A 20,801-nucleotide genomic window follows, 5' to 3' on the forward strand; every position below is an offset into this window, starting at 1 on the left:
TAATACGAAGTCGTATCGAGGGTCATCAACACAGTCCAGATGGGATCAATGACGGTGCCCCCCGTTTGGTTGACTTCCAACGACAGCAGCGAGCCGCGCGCACCTGCGGCTTCGGATTCGGCGGCGGTAAAGTTCAGCGTGAGTGCGCTGGCCGTGCTCGCCGAAAGCAAGAGCATCGCGGTAACTAGTGCGACTGATAGACGGGTCATAAGGGGAGACTTCCTTAGCTGTTCGATCGGTTGAAAAAAATGCATTTTCGCTTACCTACTACAGCGATCAGTATACACGTAACTGCGCGCGCCAACACATCGAAGCGAGACGATCTTCGTTGCGACCAGTCGATCCGAAAGCGTCATAAAATCCAATACTTGTGGCGCATCCTGCGCCCGCTCGACCGACCGTCTGCCGGCAAAAGTTTTCTTGGATGGATGGTAAAAAACTGCGTAACCAAATTGGATTTGTGGGACCGCTCTTAGACCATACGGTGTCGGGCGCGCCCGAAGATCTCTCGACCGCGGGCCAACACGTTGGCCTGCGCGTCACACAGGATAATAAGGGTGCGGAATCAGCGACCAGCGCGTCGGCGCTTCAAACCTAGCGCCGTGATGCCGAGGCCCAACAAGGTTGCGCTGCCTGGCTCGGGTACGGCAGCTCCGATCCAGCCACTCTCCGAGTTCCCGGAACCAGTCCGCTGGATATGGGCTGCGGCGAAGTAGGAGCCAGTCCCCCCGCCCATTTCGCTCTTGAACAGGAACGAGGAGATGTCAATCGCGGAGGTGTACGTAATATCATAAATTACGCTCTCGCCGCCAGTGAAGCGCCCAACCCCCTGGCCAGGGGGCTGCGGGAAATTGAACGCAATGTCAAAAAAGCCGTCGCCATTGGCCATGAAAGAGTCGTTTTGCATCAAAACTGCGTTAGGTACTGAATCAGCGTTGTTGACCGAGTCGATTGTGAGGTCTGCAGCGTCCAGCGATGGATCGAAGTTGAGATAAAAGAATGCCAGGGACTCGCCGTTCGTGCCGCCGGTGAGATTTACTGCGGACATTGTCAGACGAACTGTATTGGCTCCACCAAACGAGTCGTCGAGGGTACCCGTAACCCAGGGGGTGGTCGCTGAGGAGGGTTCGGTTCCACCGCTAAACTCGAAGTCAAGTTCGAACGTTATCGACGTGGCTTGTGCGGTCGGAGCTGTCAGCCCGATCGCAAGCAGTCCGACCGCAGCGAGAAGTATCACCTTCTTCTGCAGCTGCAGCCTGAACTCAGATTCCCGATCAACTCCAGCTGTACCCATCGTCATGATCAGCATCACCTTGCCCAAACGCACATCAGCATTCCCGATCGAAACCAGATCGCACGCTTTGCGCGAGCGCGCACGAGGCGGTTTCGTCCCACTGACACATAAGTGCAACTGCTGTGCCGAAACTCTGGAATTGCCTAGAAATACTAAAACCGGCGGTTTATCAGTAGTTTAGCGAGCTCCCTGCCCTCCCGGCTCCACCTGCAGAGAGTCGAAGCAGGCCCCGCTATTCGCCTTTTGCGGAAAAAGTTTTCCCAATTCACGACGTTTCAGGCAGTGGGGCGACGGCTTGTTTAGAGCCTGCAATCGGCTTTCGAGCGTCTCACGGGCCGCGTGAACAGGGCTCCTGGGATCAATTTTCAAGAATTTAAAATAGCGTTTGTATTCAAGGGGATACGCGACACTGCGGGACCCGCCGATGCGTTGCATTTGCCTTTCGCCGACCCCGTTTTCCCTTCAGAAATTCTCGCTGTGAACCGAAAAACTCTCAGTAATGCCTCATCCGATTCTTCATCAGTCGAGTCGGCTGGACGGTCGTTCGCCGATCGCCAGACCGACTTGTCGTACGTTCGCCCTGCCCGGCGCTCAGCCCCGTGCACGCGGGACCCGTGGCATGACAGTCATCGAGCTCATGTTCGTCGTCGGTATTCTCGGTCTTCTAGCAGCCTCCACTGTCCCCTCCCTCGGCTCATGGATCGAGGATCAAAGAACCTCGGCGATAGCGCGTAGCGTGGCTGACATGCTCGCCCTGGCCCGTGCCGAGGCGATGCGCACGGGTCAGAATCAACTTCTTCTGTTCAATATTGCTGGCATCTCTACACAGGATGCTGCCGGCAACCCGATCGAGAACACAAGTGGCCAAACCGTGACGGCCGTTACCGTGACCGATCTCTTCGCCGGGGTCGAAAACTGCGCTCTCAACTCTGGAGACCAGCGCACCGCGCTTGCCGCCAGTAACGATTTCACCTGGGGCGTCACGCAAGCAAGCACGACAGCACCGCTCGATGCGGGCGGGCCAGCCATTGGCTCGGGAACGACCTTTGCCCGTCCAGCAACCCCGACCGTCGCCGTCAATGGACTTTTGTTTCGTCCGAACGGCATCCCGGTCACATTCAACGCCGATGGTACGGGATGTCTGACAATCGACGCCGTCGGATCCGGAGGCGGCGCTCTGTACATCACGAACGGGCGTCGCGATTACGCAATCGTCCAGTCGCCGCTGGGCGGCACTCGATTCCACGTGTGGCGGGCCGAGTCGAACTCATGGAGTCCGTGATGAACCAAGATAAGCGGCGCAGGTCCGGTGGCTTCAGCCTGATCGAGATCATGATCGCAATGTCCATCCTGGGTTTCGGCATGATGGGCATCGCGGCCATGCAACTCAACGTCATGCGCGGCGCCCAGGGGAGTCGCGACTTGACCCGCGCAGTCGAAGTCGCCCAAGGGCAATTGGAGCAGCTCAGTCGACTGAACTGGAGTGACCTTCCGACCAGCGCCTGGACGACACCCGTCGCAGCCACTTCAGAGGTGGATTCGAGCGCGGTGCAGAGCGACAAGGTCTACCTGATTGATCAACGCATCACCGACGTCGTTGCGGGATCGACCCGTTCGATCGACGTGCGCGTTTCGTGGACGGACCCACGTCGCGGCAATCGCAGTTTCAGTCTCACGACGTTGAGGTTCAATAATGGCCTTTAGCGACAGACGATTTGATCAACGAGGTTTCACGCTGCTCGAGCTGATGGTTTCGATCGCAATTTTGGGCGTCGTCTTGACGTACGTGTTTCAGACCTTCACCACCTATCAGCGCAGCAACGCTGTCACGACCCAGGTAACTGAGTCGCAGCAGAGTTCTCGATCGATCGCCGGCTTGCTCGATTTCGACATTCGCCATGCGGGATTCATGGTCCCGCCCGGCGGAGGATTCTGCGGAGTGGATTCCACGACGGCTCCAGACATCGTCTATCTCAGTGACTCGAGTGCCATCGATCCGGCTGGACTCGATAACAACGAACTCGGCGCTGCGTTTAACAATACTGGCACCAATGTCACTTCGGGATCGAATGTGCTGGATGTCTCCCTTTCGCTCGAATCACCGGACAACTTCGCCTACGACACAGACGGAGACGGGACGACCGACAGTGATTTCCGCGTCAACGCCGGGGTCATTGTGCTGGACCGAGGAGATCCCGGCCGTGGAACGGCGTGCGGCACCGTCACGAACGTCAATCTGGGCAGTTCCCAAATCACCGTGAATCTCAACGATGTTCTCGGGACGTATTCCGGCACCGGGCTCGATCTGATCGCCATACCGGCGCATGAGTACCGAATTGCCAACGGCGCCCTACTTCGGGACAACATGGCCCTGGCCATGGGGGTCGAGGATCTGCAAGCCGCCTACTTCTTCGATGACAACGGCAACAACCTGGTGGATGCCGGTGAGTATCGAGGCGACGGCGTTGGCGCGGACTACGACGCGAATGCGCTGAACGCCGAGGATGCTCGCGAGATACGGATCACCTTCGTTACCCGGACCCGAAATGAAGATGCTCAATTCCCCGGTGGACGACTTCAGACCGCGGAGAACAGGGCCACGAATACCACGCTGGATGGATTCCGGCGTCGGGTTCATACGAGCACCGTGCAATTGCGCAACTTTCTAATCCGTGATTCGAACTCATGACGAGACAACAGCTAAAAAAGCCGGGGCGAACCCAATACTCGAAGCGACGTTCAGGCTTCGCGATGATCGTTTGTGCCGTTCTCCTGATGGCGATGACCTTGATGGCGCTCTCCACAATCGATGTCGTCGGTAGGGACCAGACGGTAGCCGGCTATCAAAGTCGCAAGAGCATGTCCTTGTATGCGGCCGAGGCGGGCTTGGCGGAAGTTCTGAGAACCCTCGAGGCGACCGGAACGCCGGATCTCACGGCCGGCGTCCTCGGAGATACGACTATTTTCCCCCACGGACAACCCTCCTACGCTCTCGATTCAACGGTTGCTAACCCGGTCGAAGATCTCGGAACCGCGGGGATCTCGGGCCAGACTGCGAACGTCGGGGGAACCAACTACGAACTGCACCTCTTTCGCGTGCGGGTGGAGGGATTGGCTCCGGGGACGATAGCGACCCGTATTGAAGTCGCGCTCGGCGTCGTGGTTTCAAATACGTCTCAATGATATTGCACGTAGGTGTTGGCTCCTGATGGAGCTACCAGTCGGGCCTGCGCTTCGAGTTTTGGATGCTGCCCGGCAACGGAAAGGAAATCGAGATGAATTACTGGCCCACTAAAATCGAAAACCCACCGGCGCGAATGCAGCAGACCCGGATCTCGCGGGGAGCCGTGTTCGCAATCACCTTGTTCGCCATACTACTCGCGACGGCAACCCAGCGCGCGTCTGCCCAGGAAGGCGACGACCTGTTCCTGCTCACCACCTCGGTCGAACCCAACGTGGTGTTTTTTCTCGACAACTCCATTTCGATGATGCAGATCGAATGGCATCCCGAATACGATCAAACTGCGACACCAACGTGCACCTTCTGGGACAACTCCCTCACATACAACGCCGACGACTACGGGAACACCGAGAACGAGTGCGGCAACATTCGAGAGATCTTCAAGCCGCAGTCTGACACGTTGTATGACGGGAGATACCTGAACTGGTATTTCAGTGACGCCGCAGACGCGTATTACAATGAAATCCAGACGGCGATCGCAGCCGACGCGGGCTGCACTAGTTCGGGAGGCGCCAGCCAGTTCAACCAACAATACCGACGGACGCGTTTCATGGCCGGACAGCACGTCATGCTCGATCTGCTCTGCATCGCGGAGCCGAAGGGCATCCGATTCGGGCTCGCAGAGTATCGGTACCCGGCCGATGCCTCCACGGAAGATCCCAATGGTGGATTTGTATCCGTTCCTTTAACGCGAGCGAATAAGAATCTTGCAGCAAACCTCGAGTCCCGCACCAAGAATCAGCTTCCCGGCGCAGTAGCAGCAATGGGAGAAGCCCTCTTCCAGATCTACACCTACTACATGAGTCGAACCATCAGCGACATTCCCCTCGGTCAGGACGGAGTGACGCGGTTCCCAGATTACAGCTACGACAAATTTGGGAAATTCAACACCGGTGCCTCTCTCCTTGCTGATCCCATGGAGTACGCCTGCCAGAAGAGCTTCGTATTGATCGTAACGGACGGTAGCCCTACCCGGGATGATTTCGATTCGGATCCCGCTTCGACCGCACTAGGTTTCAGCAGCTTCAGCAACCTGATCGGCGACTACAACGTCGACGGCGAAATCGAAGTCCCGGGAGATACCGAAGAGACGGCGTGGTACATGGACGACATCGCGAAGTTCGCAAGTGAAACCGACATGCGCCCGGATTTCGTTGATAAGCAAAGTATCGATACCTATGTGGTGGGGTTGGCAACTTCCGACTCGACCGATGATTTTCTTCGCAAGGTCGCGAACGCGGGAAACGGCCTTTTCTTTCACGCGAAGGACGGCGAGGAACTCGCCGAGGCATTGATCGCCGCGCTCAACGATATCATCGAGAAGTCGCAGTCGTTCACAGCGGCCAGCGTACCGTCCGCTCGCACGGCTGACGGCGGCGATTTCTACCAGAGCTTTTTCTTCCCCTCCGGAAGCAACGCGTTCTGGGAAGGACACATACGCGCCTGGAAAATTACAGCGGCCGGGGACATCGAGGACAAGAATGATACCTGCGCCCTCGATGATGCCGACGCGGGCGAGTGCAACTCGGGCTCCTTCTTGCCCAGCGCGGTGTATTACTGGGACGTATCCGAGGAGATGCCCAGCCCCTTGGCGCGGACTCTCTACACGACAAAAATCAGCGCCGGAACGCCCGGAATGGTGGCGTTCGACGACAATCTGACTGCTCTGGATCTCGATATCTCGGTTTTCACCAGCCCACCCAATTCCGCCCCGAACTCGCTTCTCTACGCATCGCTCGGAGATAGTGTCGCGCTGAACGAAGAGGGCCTCGCCGATGAGGTTGTCGCTTTCGCGCAAGGCTGCTTCTTCAGCACCGGAGTATCGGGGACCAACGTAAGCGTATCCACCGCCTGTGTGGAGCGGCCCTCGACCTTTGGAGATATCTTCCACTCGGATCCGGTCGTCGTGCGCCAGCCGAGCCGGCTCAATACTTCGGCATCCTACGTGGCGTTCAAGACCGCCTACGCGGCGCGAGATCGAATGATCTACGTCGGGACGAATAGCGGCTTCCTGCACGGCTTTCATGCAGGGGATTGGCAGACGTCGCCAGCTCCCGCGAAGTATGACGAAGGAACCGGAGTAGAAGCATTTGCCTTCATGCCCTGGACCAGTCGTAAGACGATCAAGAATCTGCGTGTCGATCCCGCGACAGATCGAACCTATCACGTCGATGGTTCCCCGCGAGTCGCCGACGTCTGGCTGTACAGCGACCCGGTGGTCAACACAAAGGTCGCAAGCGGAAGTGAATGGAGGTCAGTTCTCATTGGCGGGATGCGCCAGGGAGGGCGTCAGTACTACGCGCTCGACGTTACAAACACCAGCGGGATCACCGGCCCGGCGGGAGACCTCGACTACCCAGGCTACCTTTGGGAGTTCCCCCGGGAGGACGATCCCGACGGCGATCTCGCGTACATGGGGGAGACCTGGTCAGTTCCCGTGATCACGAAGATTCGGGTCAACGTCGATACCGACACCAACTTCGGTGCCGGGTACGAACGGCATGTGGCGATCTTTGCGGGCGGCTATGACAGCGCCAGTAATCCGAATGATGACATCAACTACAATGCCAGTGCAACTGCTGGACGCGCGATCTTCATCGTCGATATTGCAACCGGCGAAGTGTTGGCCGAGAAGAAATTCGACGCGGGAGCCTCGGACGCTCAGGCAGACATGCTGTATGCAATGCCGGCGGCGCCCGCGGTGTTTGACGTGGACCACGATGGATTCGCCGACGTGGTCTACGTCGCCGATATCGGCGGCAATGTCTTCAAGTGGGTCATCGAACCGGTGGGTGAGGATCGCGTGAACGACGGGTCGGGTCTCCGCACGCAACCGAACTGGCCCTTCAAGATCTTCTTTTCGACGCCCCGGGTAAAAATCGGCGCAATTTACTACTACAAGAGCTTCTTCCGACGTCCGTCCGGAACCTTCATCAGCGGCAAACTGTGGCTCGCATTTGGGAGTGGGGAGCGCAACGACATCGGCTTCACGGGTGTGACTTCGAAAATTGAGGAAAACAACCGATTCTACGTCATGAAAGACATCGATCCGCTCGAACAGCTCGGTACACCAATGGGCACCTTGACCGACTCTGATCTCACCGACGTGACGGGCACTGCCGGTGCGACATCATTTTCAAATAGCGGTTACTACTTCTTAGTGGACGACGGGGAAAAGTTCGTGACCACTGCTGAGATCTTCGCTTACAAGGTCTACGTGTTGTCCTTCAAGCCAGAGGATACGGGAGATCCCTGTACCTCTCGTGGTTCGGCCAGTCTGTATGTCTTCGATATTCGCACCGGCAAAGGGGATTTCATCGACGGCGGTGGAAATCGGACGCGTTCGATCGTAATTGGCGGCGGGCTCCCGTCCGATCCCAGGACATCCGTTGGGCCCGATGGAAAGACCAACCGGATCTACATCAACCGGGGTACGGCCTTGTCCAGCGAGGAGATCAGTGACATTGATCTCACACCTGGCGGTCTGTACTGGAGAGAGGTGGACTAGAAAATGCAGATCTCGGATCTGGAGGGATCGCCGGATCGAAGGGCCACGGCAGTTAGAGCGCTTCTTGCGCTGCTTGCGTGTGTCGCCTTGGTGAGCTGTGGCGGAGACAGAGCAGAACCGGGCTCCGAGCCCCAACCCGAAACCTCGCCGGTCGCGGTGGCACCCGATCACACTCCCGAGATCGTTTCCGCTTCCCTGACGCCTGATGAACCCGGGCCTGGGGAACTCGTGGTCTTGAACTTCGAAACCCGAAATCCGGATCATGGGGAACTCCTCGAAGGCTTCTTGTGGGAGTGGAACGGGCGAAGGCTCGCTTCGGACGGACCCGAGTTACAGGTGCCCGAGAACGCGCGCCGTGGGGACCTGATCCGGGTGCAACTGCGCGTCCAAAATGATGCCAAAGTCAGCGAGTCGGTCTGGCGTGAGGTAACGGTCCGCAATACTCCAGCAGAGTGGGTTGGGCTCGAGCTTCAGCCGGACGCTGAGGTCCTGCCCGGGACCGAGCTCGTTGCTGTTGCAGAGGTCGTGGACCACGACAACGACCCGCTCGAATTCGACTACACTTGGAAGCTCAATGGGGACATCCAGGAGTCGAAGTCGAACCGTTTTTCGACCACACACTTGACCCGGGGCGACAGAATCACAGTCTCGGTCGAGGTCACGGATGGCGAAGTATTCGGAAGCACGAGAGTGAGCGGCCCCGTGACGATCATGAATTCAGATCCGAGGATCACCTCGAGGCCCCCAGAGCTCTCATCGGACGGGAGCCTGCGGTACGAGGTCAAGGCCAGCGATCCGGACGGCGATCGACGCTTTATCTATTCGCTGGATCGAGGGCCCAAGTCCATGGAAATCGACCGTTTGACGGGTGTGCTGCTCTGGTCCCCCACAGAGGACGAAGTCGGAGTGCATCAGGTTGAAATCCGTGTAGACGATCGCCATCGCGGCTACGCGCTCCAGCACTTCGAATTGACTGTGGGGACATCACCAGTGGAGCCTGCGCCGGCGTCTCCTTGATTCGGGTGCGCCCGCAGTCGACGACCCAATTTCCCGCGTCGAAGCGGCTCTTGAATTATCACACAGTTGTCGGTTCTCCGATAGCCTCGTATCTTTCAACTACGCGCCGACTCATGTCGCGTATACGGAAACCCGATTAATTTCACGTGCAGTGGATTGATTCTTTTTATAGTCCGTTCCCATCGCTGGTGCTGTCCCTCAGCCTGCTGGCCGTCGTCAGCTTCGTTACCTGGCGCGGCACCGGGCGGAAAGTTGCGCTGGCGATCTGCGTCGTCCTTACGACACGCTACATACTGTGGCGGGCACTCTATACGCTGAACCTCGAAGATAATCTGAGTATCGGCATTAGCCTGACCCTGTTCCTGGCCGAATTCTATGGATTCACTCAGCTGTTGCTGTCCACATTCCAGTCCTGGTCGCCGACCGACCGACAATCCCCTGAGATCGAGAGATACCCGACTGTCGACATCATGGTTACGGTCGTCGATGAACCCCTATACATCCTAAAGCGCACCCTGATTGGATGCTTGTATCAGGATTACCCGAAGGATCGCCTCAAGATCTACGTGCTGGACGACGGACAGAGATCCGAGGTGAGAGCGCTCGCGACGGAACTCGGCATCTCGTATCGAACCCGATCGGATCGGGCACATGCCAAGGCGGGAAACCTGAACGAGGCAATGAAACGCTCATCGGGTGAAATCATCGCCGTGTTCGATGTCGACCATGTTCCGATGCAGGACTTCTTGAAGAAGACCGTCGGGTTCTTCGCCGACGAAGACGTCGCGATCGTTCAGACCGCGCAGGATTTCTATAATCAGGACATCTTCCAGCGGAGCGTTGCGCCAGGACGGAACCTGTACAACGAACAGGCTCTCTTCTTTAGAACCCTGCAGGCCGGGCGCGATCACCACAACAGCTCATTTTTTGCGGGGAGCAGCGGACTGCTTCGACGCAAGGCGCTCGAGGAGATTGGCGGCTTCCAGACCGACACGATCACGGAAGATCTTCACACCAGCCTCATCTTGCACGCAGCGGGTTACAAGTCGTGCTACCTGAACGAGACCCTGGCGTTTGGGTTGATGCCGGAAACCTTCGAAGGGTACACGAAACAGCGCGCACGTTGGGCCAAAGGGAATGCCCAGGTACTCGTAAACGACAACCCCTTCTTCAAGCCGGGACTCAGCTGGGCTCAGCGCCTGGATTACTACGGTGCCATCCACTATTTCTTCTTTGGCGTCCCGCGAATCATCTATCTGATCGCCCCACTCTCGTGGCTCGCCTTTTCGATTTCCCCAATCAAGGCCGACATCAGCGAACTGCTCAATTTCTTCTTTTCGTCCTACGCAGCATCCCTCATGACGATCAAGATGATCAGTCGAAACACCCGCAGTGCGTTCTGGTCCGATGTCCATGAGACTGTCATGTGCTTCGCATTGACCCGGGCGAGCTTCGCGGGTTTGCTCTTTTCAAAATCGAACCCAGAGTTCGAAGTCACGCCCAAGGGCGGTCGTTCCGAAGCGCAAGGCTTCGCGGGGGCCACAGCGGTAGGTTGGCACATGAGCGTTTTTGGATTGCTGATCTTCGGGATCGCGAACGGCCTGCGCCAGTGGTTCGGACCGGATCCGACTCCGGGGCTCGCGATCAGTATGTGGTGGGCGTCATTCAACGTGGTTTTGTTGGCGGCCGCCATCATGCCGGCTCGCTCCCAGCGACAGGTACGCAATTTCATCCGCCGCGTCAGCAGCGTCCCTTGCATGATCCTCGATGGTTCAGAGAAAACGACGGCGAAGATTCTGGATGTCAGTGAAGCGGGCGTGGCGCTCTGGATACCTGCTGCCAGGTACGCACTACAGAAGCGCATCCACATCTCGTTCGGAGCCAGAGGGGACCAGCCGCTGACGCTGAAGGGATCCATTGTACGTCAGGAACTCGAGCCCAGCGGTGGCGCAACACTCGGCGTGCAGTTCGAAGATCTCGATGAGCCCACCACCCGAAGGTTGATCTTTCGCTTGCTTTCGTCGTCAACGCTGCAGGACGAAGAAGAGGCTTCGGGGACGGGTGTAATGGGTAGTCTGGGGTCGATCTTCTCGGTGCTCGCACAAATTGGAGAGCACCTGCGGCCGAGTCGTCGGAGCACACCGCGGCTGCCCTTCGCAAACGCCTGTCAACTTCAGTACGATGGCGCGATCCTTACTGGCCGGACCTGGGACATCTCGTTCGCCGGCGTGACAGTGGTGCTCTCTGGAAGCCACCAGGTGCCTTCGCAACCCTGTGTACTTACGATCGAAAATGTGGAGTTGAGCGTGACTCCGATCGAGTCCATCGAACGAGACGAAGAAACCCTCGTTCGTTTCCAAATCAACGCGATCACGAAGGGGGAGCCGACATGGCAGTCCTGGCATCAGCCCTCCTCGCACTGATCATCCTGCTCCCCTGCTCGAGCGCCAGCGCGGGAGACCTGTTCACCGGTGTCCGACTGGACAATGATGAACAGTACTTTGCCTACCTGGGGCTGAATGAAGACCTGCCATGGAAGCCCCTGGGTCTCGAGACCTTTGTTCAGCTGTTCGTGACCGGGCAGAGCTATAAATACGAAGATCAAAATGTCAATATAGAAGCCAATGTCCAGTCCCTGACTCCATCACTCGGCGTCACCAAGGTGTTCGGCGATGGGCACTGGAGCGTCACGGGACTCCTCGGTGCAGAACTGAAGTGGGGGAAAGATAGCCCGGATGAAGGAAACTTTGGACACTACTTCGAATCCGGTGTCTTCGTCCAAGCAGAAGCCATGTACTCGCAAGAGACCCACAACCTCCACGCGATGGTTTCCTACGCCGACAGCGATGAATTCTGGTTCGGACGAATCAGAGGAAAGCTGCGAACCTACTTGCCCGAGACAGGATGCTGCCCCGTCTTTGTCGGCCTCGAGTTCGGGGGCATGGACAGTAGAAAATTTGATTTCAATGCGGTGCAGGTGGGGGCTCTGGTCGAGGTTCCCTTTGGCAGGTTCTCGCTGCTGGCGCACTCAGGTTTTCAAGAGGATTCCGACCTTGGAAGTGGGGGCTACGGCGGCCTGGAATTCTATACCTCGTTCTGACCCCGGCTCGGCTCGCTTCGCCTTTGCTTAATGGTGTCCGTTCCCCGGATGGTGCTTCTTGGACTTTCCGTGCTTCCCCTTCGGATGTTTCTTGTGCTTCTTCAAGCCCGGCGGGAGAGAATCTTGACTCCGAGGTTTCCATCCAGTGTCGAGATTCACGCTCGCATACCATTGGTCGCCGTCGATGCGAAGGTAGTAGCCGTTCCAATAATAGCGATCCGGCACATTGATCACGATGTAGACCCCCAGGTCTGAATCGAATATGAACTCGAGATCCTGCCCCTGATGCTGTTGCTTATGGCGATAGCCGTGGGCCGGAGCGTGTGGGGGCGGACCATGATGGTGATGCTTGTCCGCCTGAAGGGAGTGTCGACCACCGCTGCCGATGGTGACCGACGACAACGGCGCGCAGGCGCAGACGAACAGGGCGAGCGCAGCAGTCAGGAGTGTACGTGAATGATGCATGAGATCCTCCGCACGCGTGTTCGTCTCCGATGGACGGCGCGTTGCTAGCAAATCGGATAGACGCGCAAGGAACTTGAACGTCGTCGTCGCGTCCCCCAGGCCGCGCCATTCTACCGCGATTGCCCCTGGCATTCCTCACGGCGGATCATCAACGGCAGGTGTTGTTCTTCTTGCATTTGTTCGAACAGCAATCGGGGTTTGACGAACACGCGGCGCCCCTGCCCCCGCAGCTGCATGCGGCGTCGTCGATGCAGTCCGTATCGGCGCAGTCGATCGGCCCATCGCAATCGTTGTCCAGCTGATCGGTACACATGAACTCTGTGGCTGGGGCCGGACCGCAGTCCTGCGAACACGAGCACGCATCCTCATCCACAGCGCAGAACCCGTCCCCGCATGGATTGGATCCGCAATCCACCTCGCAGCCAGCGTTTAACTCATTGCCCTGGCACAGCCCGTCGCCGCAGCAGGTCGCGGGGCTCGACCCCTCGTCGCAGCTGAATCCGCCCTCGAAGCAACGCGCGTCACTACAGCCCGAGGCGTCTCCGCAGCAGAACCGATTGCTCGGCTTACCGCCCTGCTTCCCGTTGCAGTCCATGGCACAGCTGGAACAGTTCTCAAATCCGGATTCGCAGATTCCGTTCCCGCAGATGGCGCCCGGCTCACTGGCGCAGTCACCGGGACACTCCATGCAATTCTCTCCGAGTTCGCAAACGCCATCCCCGTCGCAGAGCGGGAGTTCGCAGATGCCCGCTGCGCAGACTTCCCCGGGCGGGCAGACGAGGGGATCGTTTGCACATATGCCTGCCGAGCAGACATCCACAGTACACAGGTCGGCATCGTCACACTCCGCCGCAAGGGCGCAAGAAACGTCTTCGTAGGCACCCATGTCCACCGTGCCATTCGAAATTCGCGAGTTGCCGTCCAGATCCGTGGCGGGGAGCTGAAGCGCTGCGTTGTCCCCAGCATTCAAGCAGGGAGAGTCGGGCTTCAGGAGGCGATAGTTGCCTGATGCGCCGCTCGGATCGAGGAACAGCGGGTCGACATTCAGGTTTTGCGTGCCAGGGAACCCGCCTTCGATGTCACTGAAGCTGACCATCGCATCGCCAGTAATGGAGCCCCCTGAATTTCCCCATAGAATGGAGTTCACGATCGTGGGCGTGCTGCCGTTGTTGCTACGGATCGCGCCGCCGATGTTTCCCGCGAAGGTGCAATTCGTGATCACCGGGTGAGGGTCGTTGTTGCGCATTCCCCCGCCTTCCCTGGCGCTGTTTCCGAGGAAGAGAGAGCTTCTCACGACTGGATTGCCGTCCGGAATGCCCAGGCCCACGTAGTTGTGCATTCCGCCTCCGCTGTCCACGGCGCTGTTTCCCACGAACACACAGCGAGTCACAACCGGATTACTGTTCTTGCGGTTGTCCATACCGCCGCCTTCCGAGCCGGCGGTGTTGTGGCTGAAGATGCAGTCAGTGACTGTGGGATGCGCGTCGATGTAGTTCCGCATTCCGCCGCCCTTGTTGGAGAAGTTCGTTCGGAATTCGCTTCGAACGATCGTCGGACTGCTCCGTTGGTTGTACATTCCGCCGCCCATCTCGGTCGCGAAGTTGTCAACGAACAAACACCCGTCGATCGTGGGGTTGGCTTGATCGTTGTGCATTCCTCCGCCGCGGTCGCTGGCGGTGTTTTCCCGGAAGATGCAGTCGAGGACGGTCGGGCTGCTGCCTATGTTCAGCATGCCGCCCCCGCTGAGCGCGTTGCCTCCTCTGATCGTGAAACCCTGCAAGACGGTGTCAGGGCCCTCCCCGCTCACGCAACGCACGACGCTCTGGTTGAGCGAGCTGCCGTCGATGACGGTAACTCCGGCTCCTCCGCTGCTGCGGAGTGCGATGGCCTTGCCCTTGAAGTCGATGCTCTCGTTGTAGCTGCCCGGTGCTACGAGGACCTCGTCGCCGGGTGTCGCCGCGTCGATGGCGGACTGAATCGTGGCGTGATCCCCTGGAACCTGAATTATGGCTGCTCGGGCCGAGCCATGAGATCCGTAAACCGCAGCCATGAAAGCGATGACCAGTACGCGCACAGTGAGGGTCATTACTACAACTCCTTCAGGCGAATGTCCTACCTCCTCCCCCATCGTCGATGCCAGATTACACTATTTCGGCTCATACGACGCACTACAGTTTCATCCCGACACACAATAGTTGATTTACTGTGCAGCTGATTTCGTAAACACCGTCGAGCGCGTGCGTTATCCGAAGCGATGCGGCTTCTTGTTTTTTGGTGTGTAGCACCATCTACTGATGGGATTGCTCCACAACTCAATATCAACATCGATAACGTCAACAATTCCGGACCCGATCCAAAGCTTGGCAGAAGGCATACTCGAGAGAGAGGCAGCCCCGAACACCTGCTTGCTTCTCAGGCGCACAGGCACAGGTCGATCCGTGACCCGCGTTATCTCCGTCCATGCCTAGCGACGGGTGCGCCGACCAAGACGAATGCGACGACCAGGACGAGCATCCAGAGCGGTTGCATCGCGGGAACCGGTATTCCTCCGCATTGAGGAATCTCCTCAGAGAGACACCCCCAAATTTCATCACAGCTCTCCGCCGTGCATTCATCCCCGTCGTCGCAGCTTTCGTCATTGGCGGCGTTGAGGATCTCGTCACTGTCCTCATCGCAGCTGTCGTCAGTACACCAAACACCATCGTCGATTGAGGGGGCGGTGCCGGGCTGGCAGTCGAGCACCAGGTCGCAGGTCTCACTGCCGTCACAGAAAAGACCGTTACTGCAGCTGCCGTCGTTGGTCGCGTGGAGGATCTGGTCGCCGATCTCGTCACAACTGTCGTCGGTGCAGGTGACACCATCGTCGATTGAGGGGGCGATACCCGCCTGGCAATCAAGCACCAGGTCGCAGGTCTCACTGCCGTCACAAAAGAGGCCGTTGCTGCAACTGCCATCATTGACAGCGTGAAGGATCTGGTCGCCGGCCTCGTCACAGCTGTCGTCGGTGCACGAGACACCATCGTCGATTGAAGGCGCGGTGCCGGGCTGGCAGTCGAGTACCAGGTCGCAAGTCTCACTACCGTCGCAGAAGAGACCGTTACTGCAACTGCCGTCGTTAACAACGTGAAGGATCTGGTCGCCCGCTTCGTCGCAGCTGTCGTCGGTGCACGAGACGCCATCGTCAATTGAAGGCGCGGTGCCGGGCTGGCAGTCGAGCACCAGGTCGCAGATCTCACTCCCGTCACAGAAGAGACCGTTACTGCAACTGCCGTCGTTGGTGGCGTGGAGGATCTGGTCGCCTGCTTCGTCGCAGCTGTCATCGGTGCAGGCGACGCCATCGTCAATTGCGGGGGCAGTGCCAGGCTGACAATCAAGCACCAGGTCGCAGGTCTCACTCCCGTCGCAAAAGAGTCCGTTACTGCAGCTGCCATCGTTGGTTACGTGAACAATCTGGTTGCCCGCTTCGTCGCAACTGTCGTCGGTACACGTGACACCATCGTCGATTGAAGGAGCAGTACCCGGCTGGCAATCGAGTACCGGGTCGCAAATTTCGCTCCCGTCACAGAAGAGGCCGTTGTCGCAGGCGGCGTCGTTTGGGACGCTCAGGATGACGTTGCCGGCACCGTCGCAGGTATCGTCGGTGCAGCCCACACCGTCGTCACAGATGGGTTCGCAGACGCCGGCCGTGCAGACGTCGCCCGGCGAGCAGACGATCGGATCGTTCGTGCAGATGTTCGCCGAGCAGACGTCTACGGTGCACAGATCGAGATCGTCACACTGGCTGGAAGACGTGCAGAGGACGCTCTCGTAGGCTCCCATATCCACGGTTCCATTCACAATTCGCCCAATGCCATCGAGATCCTTCTCAGGCAAGCTCATCGCAGCGTTGTCACCCACGTCGATCGACGGGGAATTCAACATGAGGTGGTAGTCTCCGTCTTCCGGGGTGGCGGGATCTCCGTCTGGGCCGTTTGGATCTAGAAATTGCGGATCGGTGCTGATATTTCCCGTGCCGGGGAAACCGCCTTCGATTGTGCTGAACGTGACGATCGGGGTGGAATCGCCGAGAAATGTTTCGCCCGTGTTTCCCCAGAAAATCGAATTCGAGATGATCGGCACACTGCCGTTTCGGCTCAGAATGCCGGATGAGTTGCCCACGAACGTGCAGTTCGTGATGACGGGATTGGGATCGTTGTTGCGCATCGCCCCACCCTCGGGCGCGCTGTTGCCGATGAAGATCGAGCTGGTCACCACCGGGTTCCCGGTTGCCACGGCATTTCCGACGTAGTTGTGTATTGCGCCGCCACCCGACGCGGCCGTATTTCCGATGAACACAGTGCGGGTCACGTTTGCATTGCTGTTCTTACGATTATCCAGTCCGCCGCCTTCTTCCAACGCCACATTGTGACTGAATATCGAATCACTGATCGTAATATGGCCATCGATGTAGTTGCGAATTCCGCCGCCCTTGGTGGAAGTGTTTGTTTCGAAGATGCACCGGGATATCGTCGTGGTGCTCTGCTCGTTGTACATTCCCCCGCCCATCGCGGTGGCGACGTTGTTGATGAACGTGGAATCGAGAACAGTCGGACTCGACAGCAGATTGTGCATCCCTCCGCCTCGGTCCGATGCATTGTTCCCGCTGAAGATGCAGTCAATGACGGTGGGACTGCTGCCGTAGTTGTACATCCCTCCTCCGAGGACCGCGGTCCCGCCGCTGATGGTGAAGCCTCGAAGTATGCTGTCGGGACCCTCGCCACTCACACAGCGCACCACGCTCTCGGTGAATGCGCTGCCGTCAATAGTCGTAACCGCAGGCCCACCGGAGCTGCGTAGCTCGATGGCCTTGCCCAGGAAGTTGATGAGTTCCGGATAGACGCCAGGCGCGACGATGATCACGTCGCCCGCTGCTGCTGCGACGATGGCGCCCTGAATCGTGGATCGGTCGGCGGGGACGTGAATGTCAGCCGCGCGCGCAAGGCCGCCAGGCCCCAGCGCAAAAGCGAGGAGAGCGAGCGTCAGGACGGAAGACGCAGAGATCCTGTTTCGGCGGGCAGCAACTTCCAGCAGCAGACTCCTGTCCCTAAACTCCCACAGGCTACTTTGCCACGAATCGTGGATATTTGTTTCGCATTTTTGCGGAAGGACAGCGGAATTCGCAGCGCCGCCCGGTTGCCTCGCTTCTGCAACCAGGGTCATTTGAATTCGAAAATTGACGGCCCGAAGTGACGCCGCTGGTGGTGAGCGACTACAACGGAATTAGGCCCATTTTGCCGCAATTTACTGGGCTCCTTGTGCAGATTCGCCAAGCACTCGAAATCCGCTGGGCCAACCTCGCCGGAATCGCAAAAGTCGACCTGATGGTGATCCGTCCGAATCTGTCGTAGTCGCTCCGACGGACTGAAGCTCGAGGCATTGTCTGGTTTCGCGCGATCTTTCAGCACGGCACCCGCTGACCGCTGAAAATGTGCCCGGTATCGAACACCCGATTCACTCATCAGGAAACCTCTACCGTGAATCCAGGTTTCTCATTGATACGGTGCGCGCGGTTCCCTTCGCTCGTGCAGAAACACGGGGCGCTGGACAATTCCGCTTGCCTTCAGGGCACAAGATGTTGAATATAGAGACGGGGGCACCCGCTTCCCGCCCCAGTATTTCCGAACCAGGTTCGTTGTGAATTTTCCCGTGACTCGTGAAGCGATCGGTCGCCTCAGGCGCAACTGACTCGACAACGAAAGCCTACGGGGAGGACACAACAATGAGCATCAATCGGCGACTTCAGTGGTATTTGGACAGTCACCATATCGAGTACGACGTCCTACCTCATGGACATACCAACAGCATGAGCGAGAGCGCGCGGGCTGCGCACGTACCTCGCGGTCTCGTGGCGAAGTGCGTGCTGTTCGAGGACGAGCGGGGCTACGTGATGGCCGTCGTGCCCGCATCATGCCGGGTCAACATGGACAGACTCGAGCGGGCGACCGGACGCCATCTCGAACTCGCTTCAGAGTCAGAGTTGACCGACATCTTCATCGGTTGCGAGCGCGGAGCCATTCCTCCGATGGGGAATGCGTACAACATCCCAACGGCGATCGATGAGTGCTTGCTGCGCGTCCCCGATGTCTACTTCGAAGAAGGTGATCACGCGGGTTTGGTACACGTCTCGGGCGCCGACTTCCGCTCACTCGGCTGGAACACCGCGTATGGGCAGCTCGGTCGCCCCGTTTGACCCAGTGATCGAGTTTTTCTGACAGGGCCCTCGCCTTCAAGGCTCAGCCTCGCTTACTGCCAGCAGCCACTGTTTCAACCACAGAAACAGCTGTCTTGGGATCCTTCAGTCCGGGGGTGTAAATACCCACAAATCGCGTTTAGTAAGGTTATGAGATTCTTCTTGACTCACCAAATTGCCAACACAATAGTGAAGCTGCGCCTACTTGAAATTCACAGTTGGAGGGGAGGAATCCATGCGAATGAAACATCTTGTGCAAGAATTGATCACAATCTTATTTTGTGTGCTGCCGCTCATGAGTTTATCTGCAGCGGCGGGCCCAACCGACGCGGTCAGCGTCACGCTGCCGCCCACAGGTCAGGGTGCCGCTTTCGTGCCTGGGGTGCGGCTCGTCGAAAACCTTCCGCAAGAATATATATGTGGAAGAAGAATTCTTCATTTCGGGTGAGGCCACGCTCTACAACTACGCCCACAACCCCCCTCTAGGGCCCACTGACATTGTCGCGATCGAAACCGGTGTTCCCTACAGAACCCGAATCATCGTGAGGCGACCGGCCAAGGCCATCAAGGCCAATGGCACCGTCGTCATCGAGTGGTGGAATTCAACGGCGCTTCGATACGGCTCCCAGTTGGGATCCCTCCGCCGAGTACTTCGCGAATGAGGGCATCATCTATGTTGGCATCACGAACAGTTCCACTGCCATCAACTTTCTTGTCGGAGGTTGCAGGCTGCTGGGCTTTCTGCCGCCATCGTGCGGCACGCGATACACCACGCTTTCGATTCCGGCAAATGGCCTGGCGTATGACATCGTCAACCAGGTTGCAAATTTGCTGAGAAGCGACGATCCCGGAAATCCTCTGCCAGCGGACTACGCCGTAGACCTAGTGCTGCATGCTGGCGAATCCCAGCAGGCTGGCTCGGTCGTAACCTTTGCGAGTGGCTTTCACGAGCCCGGGGTAAGCGACGGTTATTTCATCCAATCGGGGATCAACGCGCGGCCTATCAACTTTGGGCCCAACTGCAACTCGGCGGGATCTCCGCCCTTTCCCGACTGCACGCCTCTTTTCGCCTACCCACAAAGTCTGGTAAGTACCAACTTGCCGGTACCCGTCTACCAGACTGTGACCCAGACGGATTTCGAAGGATTGGGCTTTAGCGTCTTTGGGCGCCAACCCGACACTCCGACGTTCCGTTACTATGAGATCACCGGTGCGGCGCACAGCACGGTACATGAAGGAATTGAAATCATCCCGGCAGATACCTTTGGCTTTCCGCATCAAGCGGTGTCTCTCTCAGACCTCTGCGAAGAGCAGCTCAATACCGTCGCCGATGGCCCGGTATTTGGCTCTTATGTGATCAATGCGCTTTGGGAGCGAATGCAGGAACAGGTTCTGGACGACGCGGTGCCGCCTGCTGGTGTCGTGATGGATACAAATCCTGATTTTACCCTCGCGCGTGACGGGAACGGGAATGTCACTGGCGGTGTGCGGTTGCCATCACTGGAAGCCCCCACGGCGAAATACGTTTCCACGGCTACCTACGACACAACCCCCACAGGTAATCCGTTCCTCGATCCAATTCTTAATTCGATCTTCCAAGGCGGTCTTGGAACTTTGGTTTGCCGCTTGAGCGGCGCGGTTGAGCCCTTCGATCAGGCGACGCTTGACGGCCTCTATCCGGAACACTCGGACTACGTGGAAAAGGTAGTGGGCGCTGTTGTCAGCTTGAAGGCTCAAGGGTTGTTGCTGCAGCAAAATGCATCGACGACCAAGAAGGCTGCCTCGAAGTCTGAAATCGGCAAGTAGGTCAAGCCGACAGCAGCAAATTGACTCAAGAGTCGAGACGAGAGGCCGGGAGCGCAATGCTCCCGGCCTTTTCGTGTTTGACCAACACCCGTTACCAGCTTGAGGTGGGGTCGAGTCGCCCCCAGGAATCTCACCCCGAGG

16 protein-coding genes are annotated in these 20,801 nt (G+C 58.1%); 11 read left to right on the forward strand and 5 right to left on the reverse strand.

Annotated elements, in window-relative coordinates; genetic code table 11:
- Both IH881_16565 and IH881_16570 read right to left on the reverse strand, forming a co-directional pair.
- Positions 1-209: hypothetical protein (locus tag IH881_16565; GenBank protein MCH7869308.1), on the reverse strand; the 209-nt coding region annotated here is incomplete at its 3' end.
- Between the two features lie 356 nt (positions 210-565).
- On the reverse strand, positions 566-1,327 hold the full coding sequence (locus tag IH881_16570; GenBank protein ID MCH7869309.1) for a PEP-CTERM sorting domain-containing protein: 762 nt from the start codon (positions 1,325-1,327) through the stop codon (positions 566-568).
- A gap of 586 nt (positions 1,328-1,913) precedes the next feature.
- On the opposite strand from IH881_16570, the gene IH881_16575 reads away from it, so the two are divergent.
- From IH881_16575 to IH881_16610, 8 genes are all read left to right on the forward strand, one after another.
- The gene (locus tag IH881_16575) at positions 1,914-2,576 is read left to right on the forward strand and encodes a prepilin-type N-terminal cleavage/methylation domain-containing protein (protein MCH7869310.1); all 663 of its coding nucleotides are present in this window, start codon (positions 1,914-1,916) and stop codon (positions 2,574-2,576) included.
- Positions 2,576-2,998 (forward strand): prepilin-type N-terminal cleavage/methylation domain-containing protein, encoded by a 423-nt coding sequence (locus IH881_16580; protein MCH7869311.1) that lies wholly within the window; start codon positions 2,576-2,578, stop codon positions 2,996-2,998. The genes IH881_16575 and IH881_16580 overlap by 1 nt, the downstream gene beginning before the upstream one ends.
- Positions 2,988-3,983, forward strand: coding sequence for a prepilin-type N-terminal cleavage/methylation domain-containing protein (locus IH881_16585; GenBank protein ID MCH7869312.1), 996 nt, complete (start codon positions 2,988-2,990; stop codon positions 3,981-3,983). The genes IH881_16580 and IH881_16585 overlap by 11 nt, the downstream gene beginning before the upstream one ends.
- Positions 3,980-4,477, forward strand: a complete 498-nt coding sequence (locus IH881_16590) for a hypothetical protein (protein ID MCH7869313.1) — start codon at positions 3,980-3,982, stop codon at positions 4,475-4,477. Before IH881_16585 ends, IH881_16590 begins: the two co-directional genes overlap by 4 nt.
- A 62-nt stretch (positions 4,478-4,539) precedes the next feature.
- Positions 4,540-8,043, forward strand: a complete 3,504-nt coding sequence (locus tag IH881_16595) for a hypothetical protein (protein ID MCH7869314.1) — start codon at positions 4,540-4,542, stop codon at positions 8,041-8,043.
- Between the two features lie 3 nt (positions 8,044-8,046).
- Positions 8,047-9,060, forward strand: coding sequence for a hypothetical protein (locus tag IH881_16600; GenBank protein MCH7869315.1), 1,014 nt, complete (start codon positions 8,047-8,049; stop codon positions 9,058-9,060).
- Between the two features lie 146 nt (positions 9,061-9,206).
- Positions 9,207-11,483, forward strand: coding sequence for a glycosyltransferase (locus IH881_16605; GenBank protein MCH7869316.1), 2,277 nt, complete (start codon positions 9,207-9,209; stop codon positions 11,481-11,483).
- On the forward strand, positions 11,450-12,160 hold the full coding sequence (locus tag IH881_16610) for a hypothetical protein (protein MCH7869317.1): 711 nt from the start codon (positions 11,450-11,452) through the stop codon (positions 12,158-12,160). The genes IH881_16605 and IH881_16610 overlap by 34 nt, the downstream gene beginning before the upstream one ends.
- A gap of 27 nt (positions 12,161-12,187) precedes the next feature.
- Here the strand turns inward: IH881_16610 and IH881_16615 are convergent, their stop codons facing one another.
- From IH881_16615 to IH881_16625, 3 genes are all read right to left on the reverse strand, one after another.
- Positions 12,188-12,625, reverse strand: a complete 438-nt coding sequence (locus IH881_16615; GenBank protein MCH7869318.1) for a hypothetical protein — start codon at positions 12,623-12,625, stop codon at positions 12,188-12,190.
- Positions 12,626-12,773: 148 nt separating this feature from the next.
- Positions 12,774-14,711 carry a right-handed parallel beta-helix repeat-containing protein gene (locus IH881_16620; GenBank protein MCH7869319.1) on the reverse strand — a complete coding sequence of 646 codons (1,938 nt, stop codon included), beginning with the start codon at positions 14,709-14,711 and terminating at the stop codon, positions 12,774-12,776.
- A 362-nt stretch (positions 14,712-15,073) separates the two neighbouring features.
- Positions 15,074-17,824 carry a hypothetical protein gene (locus IH881_16625; GenBank protein ID MCH7869320.1) on the reverse strand — a complete coding sequence of 917 codons (2,751 nt, stop codon included), beginning with the start codon at positions 17,822-17,824 and terminating at the stop codon, positions 15,074-15,076.
- 559 nt (positions 17,825-18,383) lie between these two features.
- Here IH881_16625 and IH881_16630 point away from each other — a divergent pair.
- The 3 genes from IH881_16630 (at position 18,384) to IH881_16640 (ending at position 20,660) form a co-directional block, all read left to right on the forward strand.
- Positions 18,384-18,854, forward strand: coding sequence for a YbaK/EbsC family protein (locus IH881_16630; GenBank protein ID MCH7869321.1), 471 nt, complete (start codon positions 18,384-18,386; stop codon positions 18,852-18,854).
- 419 nt (positions 18,855-19,273) lie between these two features.
- On the forward strand, positions 19,274-19,516 hold the full coding sequence (locus IH881_16635; GenBank protein MCH7869322.1) for a hypothetical protein: 243 nt from the start codon (positions 19,274-19,276) through the stop codon (positions 19,514-19,516).
- 436 nt (positions 19,517-19,952) lie between these two features.
- Positions 19,953-20,660 (forward strand): hypothetical protein, encoded by a 708-nt coding sequence (locus IH881_16640; GenBank protein MCH7869323.1) that lies wholly within the window; start codon positions 19,953-19,955, stop codon positions 20,658-20,660.
- Positions 20,661-20,801 lie beyond the last annotated feature (141 nt).

The organism is Myxococcales bacterium (genome assembly GCA_022563535.1).
Lineage (GTDB): Bacteria > Myxococcota_A > UBA9160 > UBA9160 > UBA4427 > DUBZ01.

Excerpts from the sequence above, each read along its gene's own strand:
- IH881_16575 (MCH7869310.1), top strand. The coding sequence starts at position 1,914 with ATGACAGTCATCGAGCTCATGTTCGTCGTCGGTATTCTCGGTCTTCTA.
- IH881_16585 (MCH7869312.1), top strand. The coding sequence starts at position 2,988 with ATGGCCTTTAGCGACAGACGATTTGATCAACGAGGTTTCACGCTGCTC.
- IH881_16630 (MCH7869321.1), top strand. The coding sequence starts at position 18,384 with ATGAGCATCAATCGGCGACTTCAGTGGTATTTGGACAGTCACCATATC.
- IH881_16600 (MCH7869315.1), top strand. The coding sequence starts at position 8,047 with ATGCAGATCTCGGATCTGGAGGGATCGCCGGATCGAAGGGCCACGGCA.
- IH881_16615 (MCH7869318.1), bottom strand. The coding sequence starts at position 12,625 with ATGCATCATTCACGTACACTCCTGACTGCTGCGCTCGCCCTGTTCGTC.
- IH881_16595 (MCH7869314.1), top strand. The coding sequence starts at position 4,540 with ATGCTGCCCGGCAACGGAAAGGAAATCGAGATGAATTACTGGCCCACT.
- IH881_16610 (MCH7869317.1), top strand. The coding sequence starts at position 11,450 with ATGGCAGTCCTGGCATCAGCCCTCCTCGCACTGATCATCCTGCTCCCC.
- IH881_16625 (MCH7869320.1), bottom strand. The coding sequence starts at position 17,824 with ATGACCCTGGTTGCAGAAGCGAGGCAACCGGGCGGCGCTGCGAATTCC.
- IH881_16620 (MCH7869319.1), bottom strand. The coding sequence starts at position 14,711 with ATGACCCTCACTGTGCGCGTACTGGTCATCGCTTTCATGGCTGCGGTT.
- IH881_16580 (MCH7869311.1), top strand. The coding sequence starts at position 2,576 with ATGAACCAAGATAAGCGGCGCAGGTCCGGTGGCTTCAGCCTGATCGAG.
- IH881_16590 (MCH7869313.1), top strand. The coding sequence starts at position 3,980 with ATGACGAGACAACAGCTAAAAAAGCCGGGGCGAACCCAATACTCGAAG.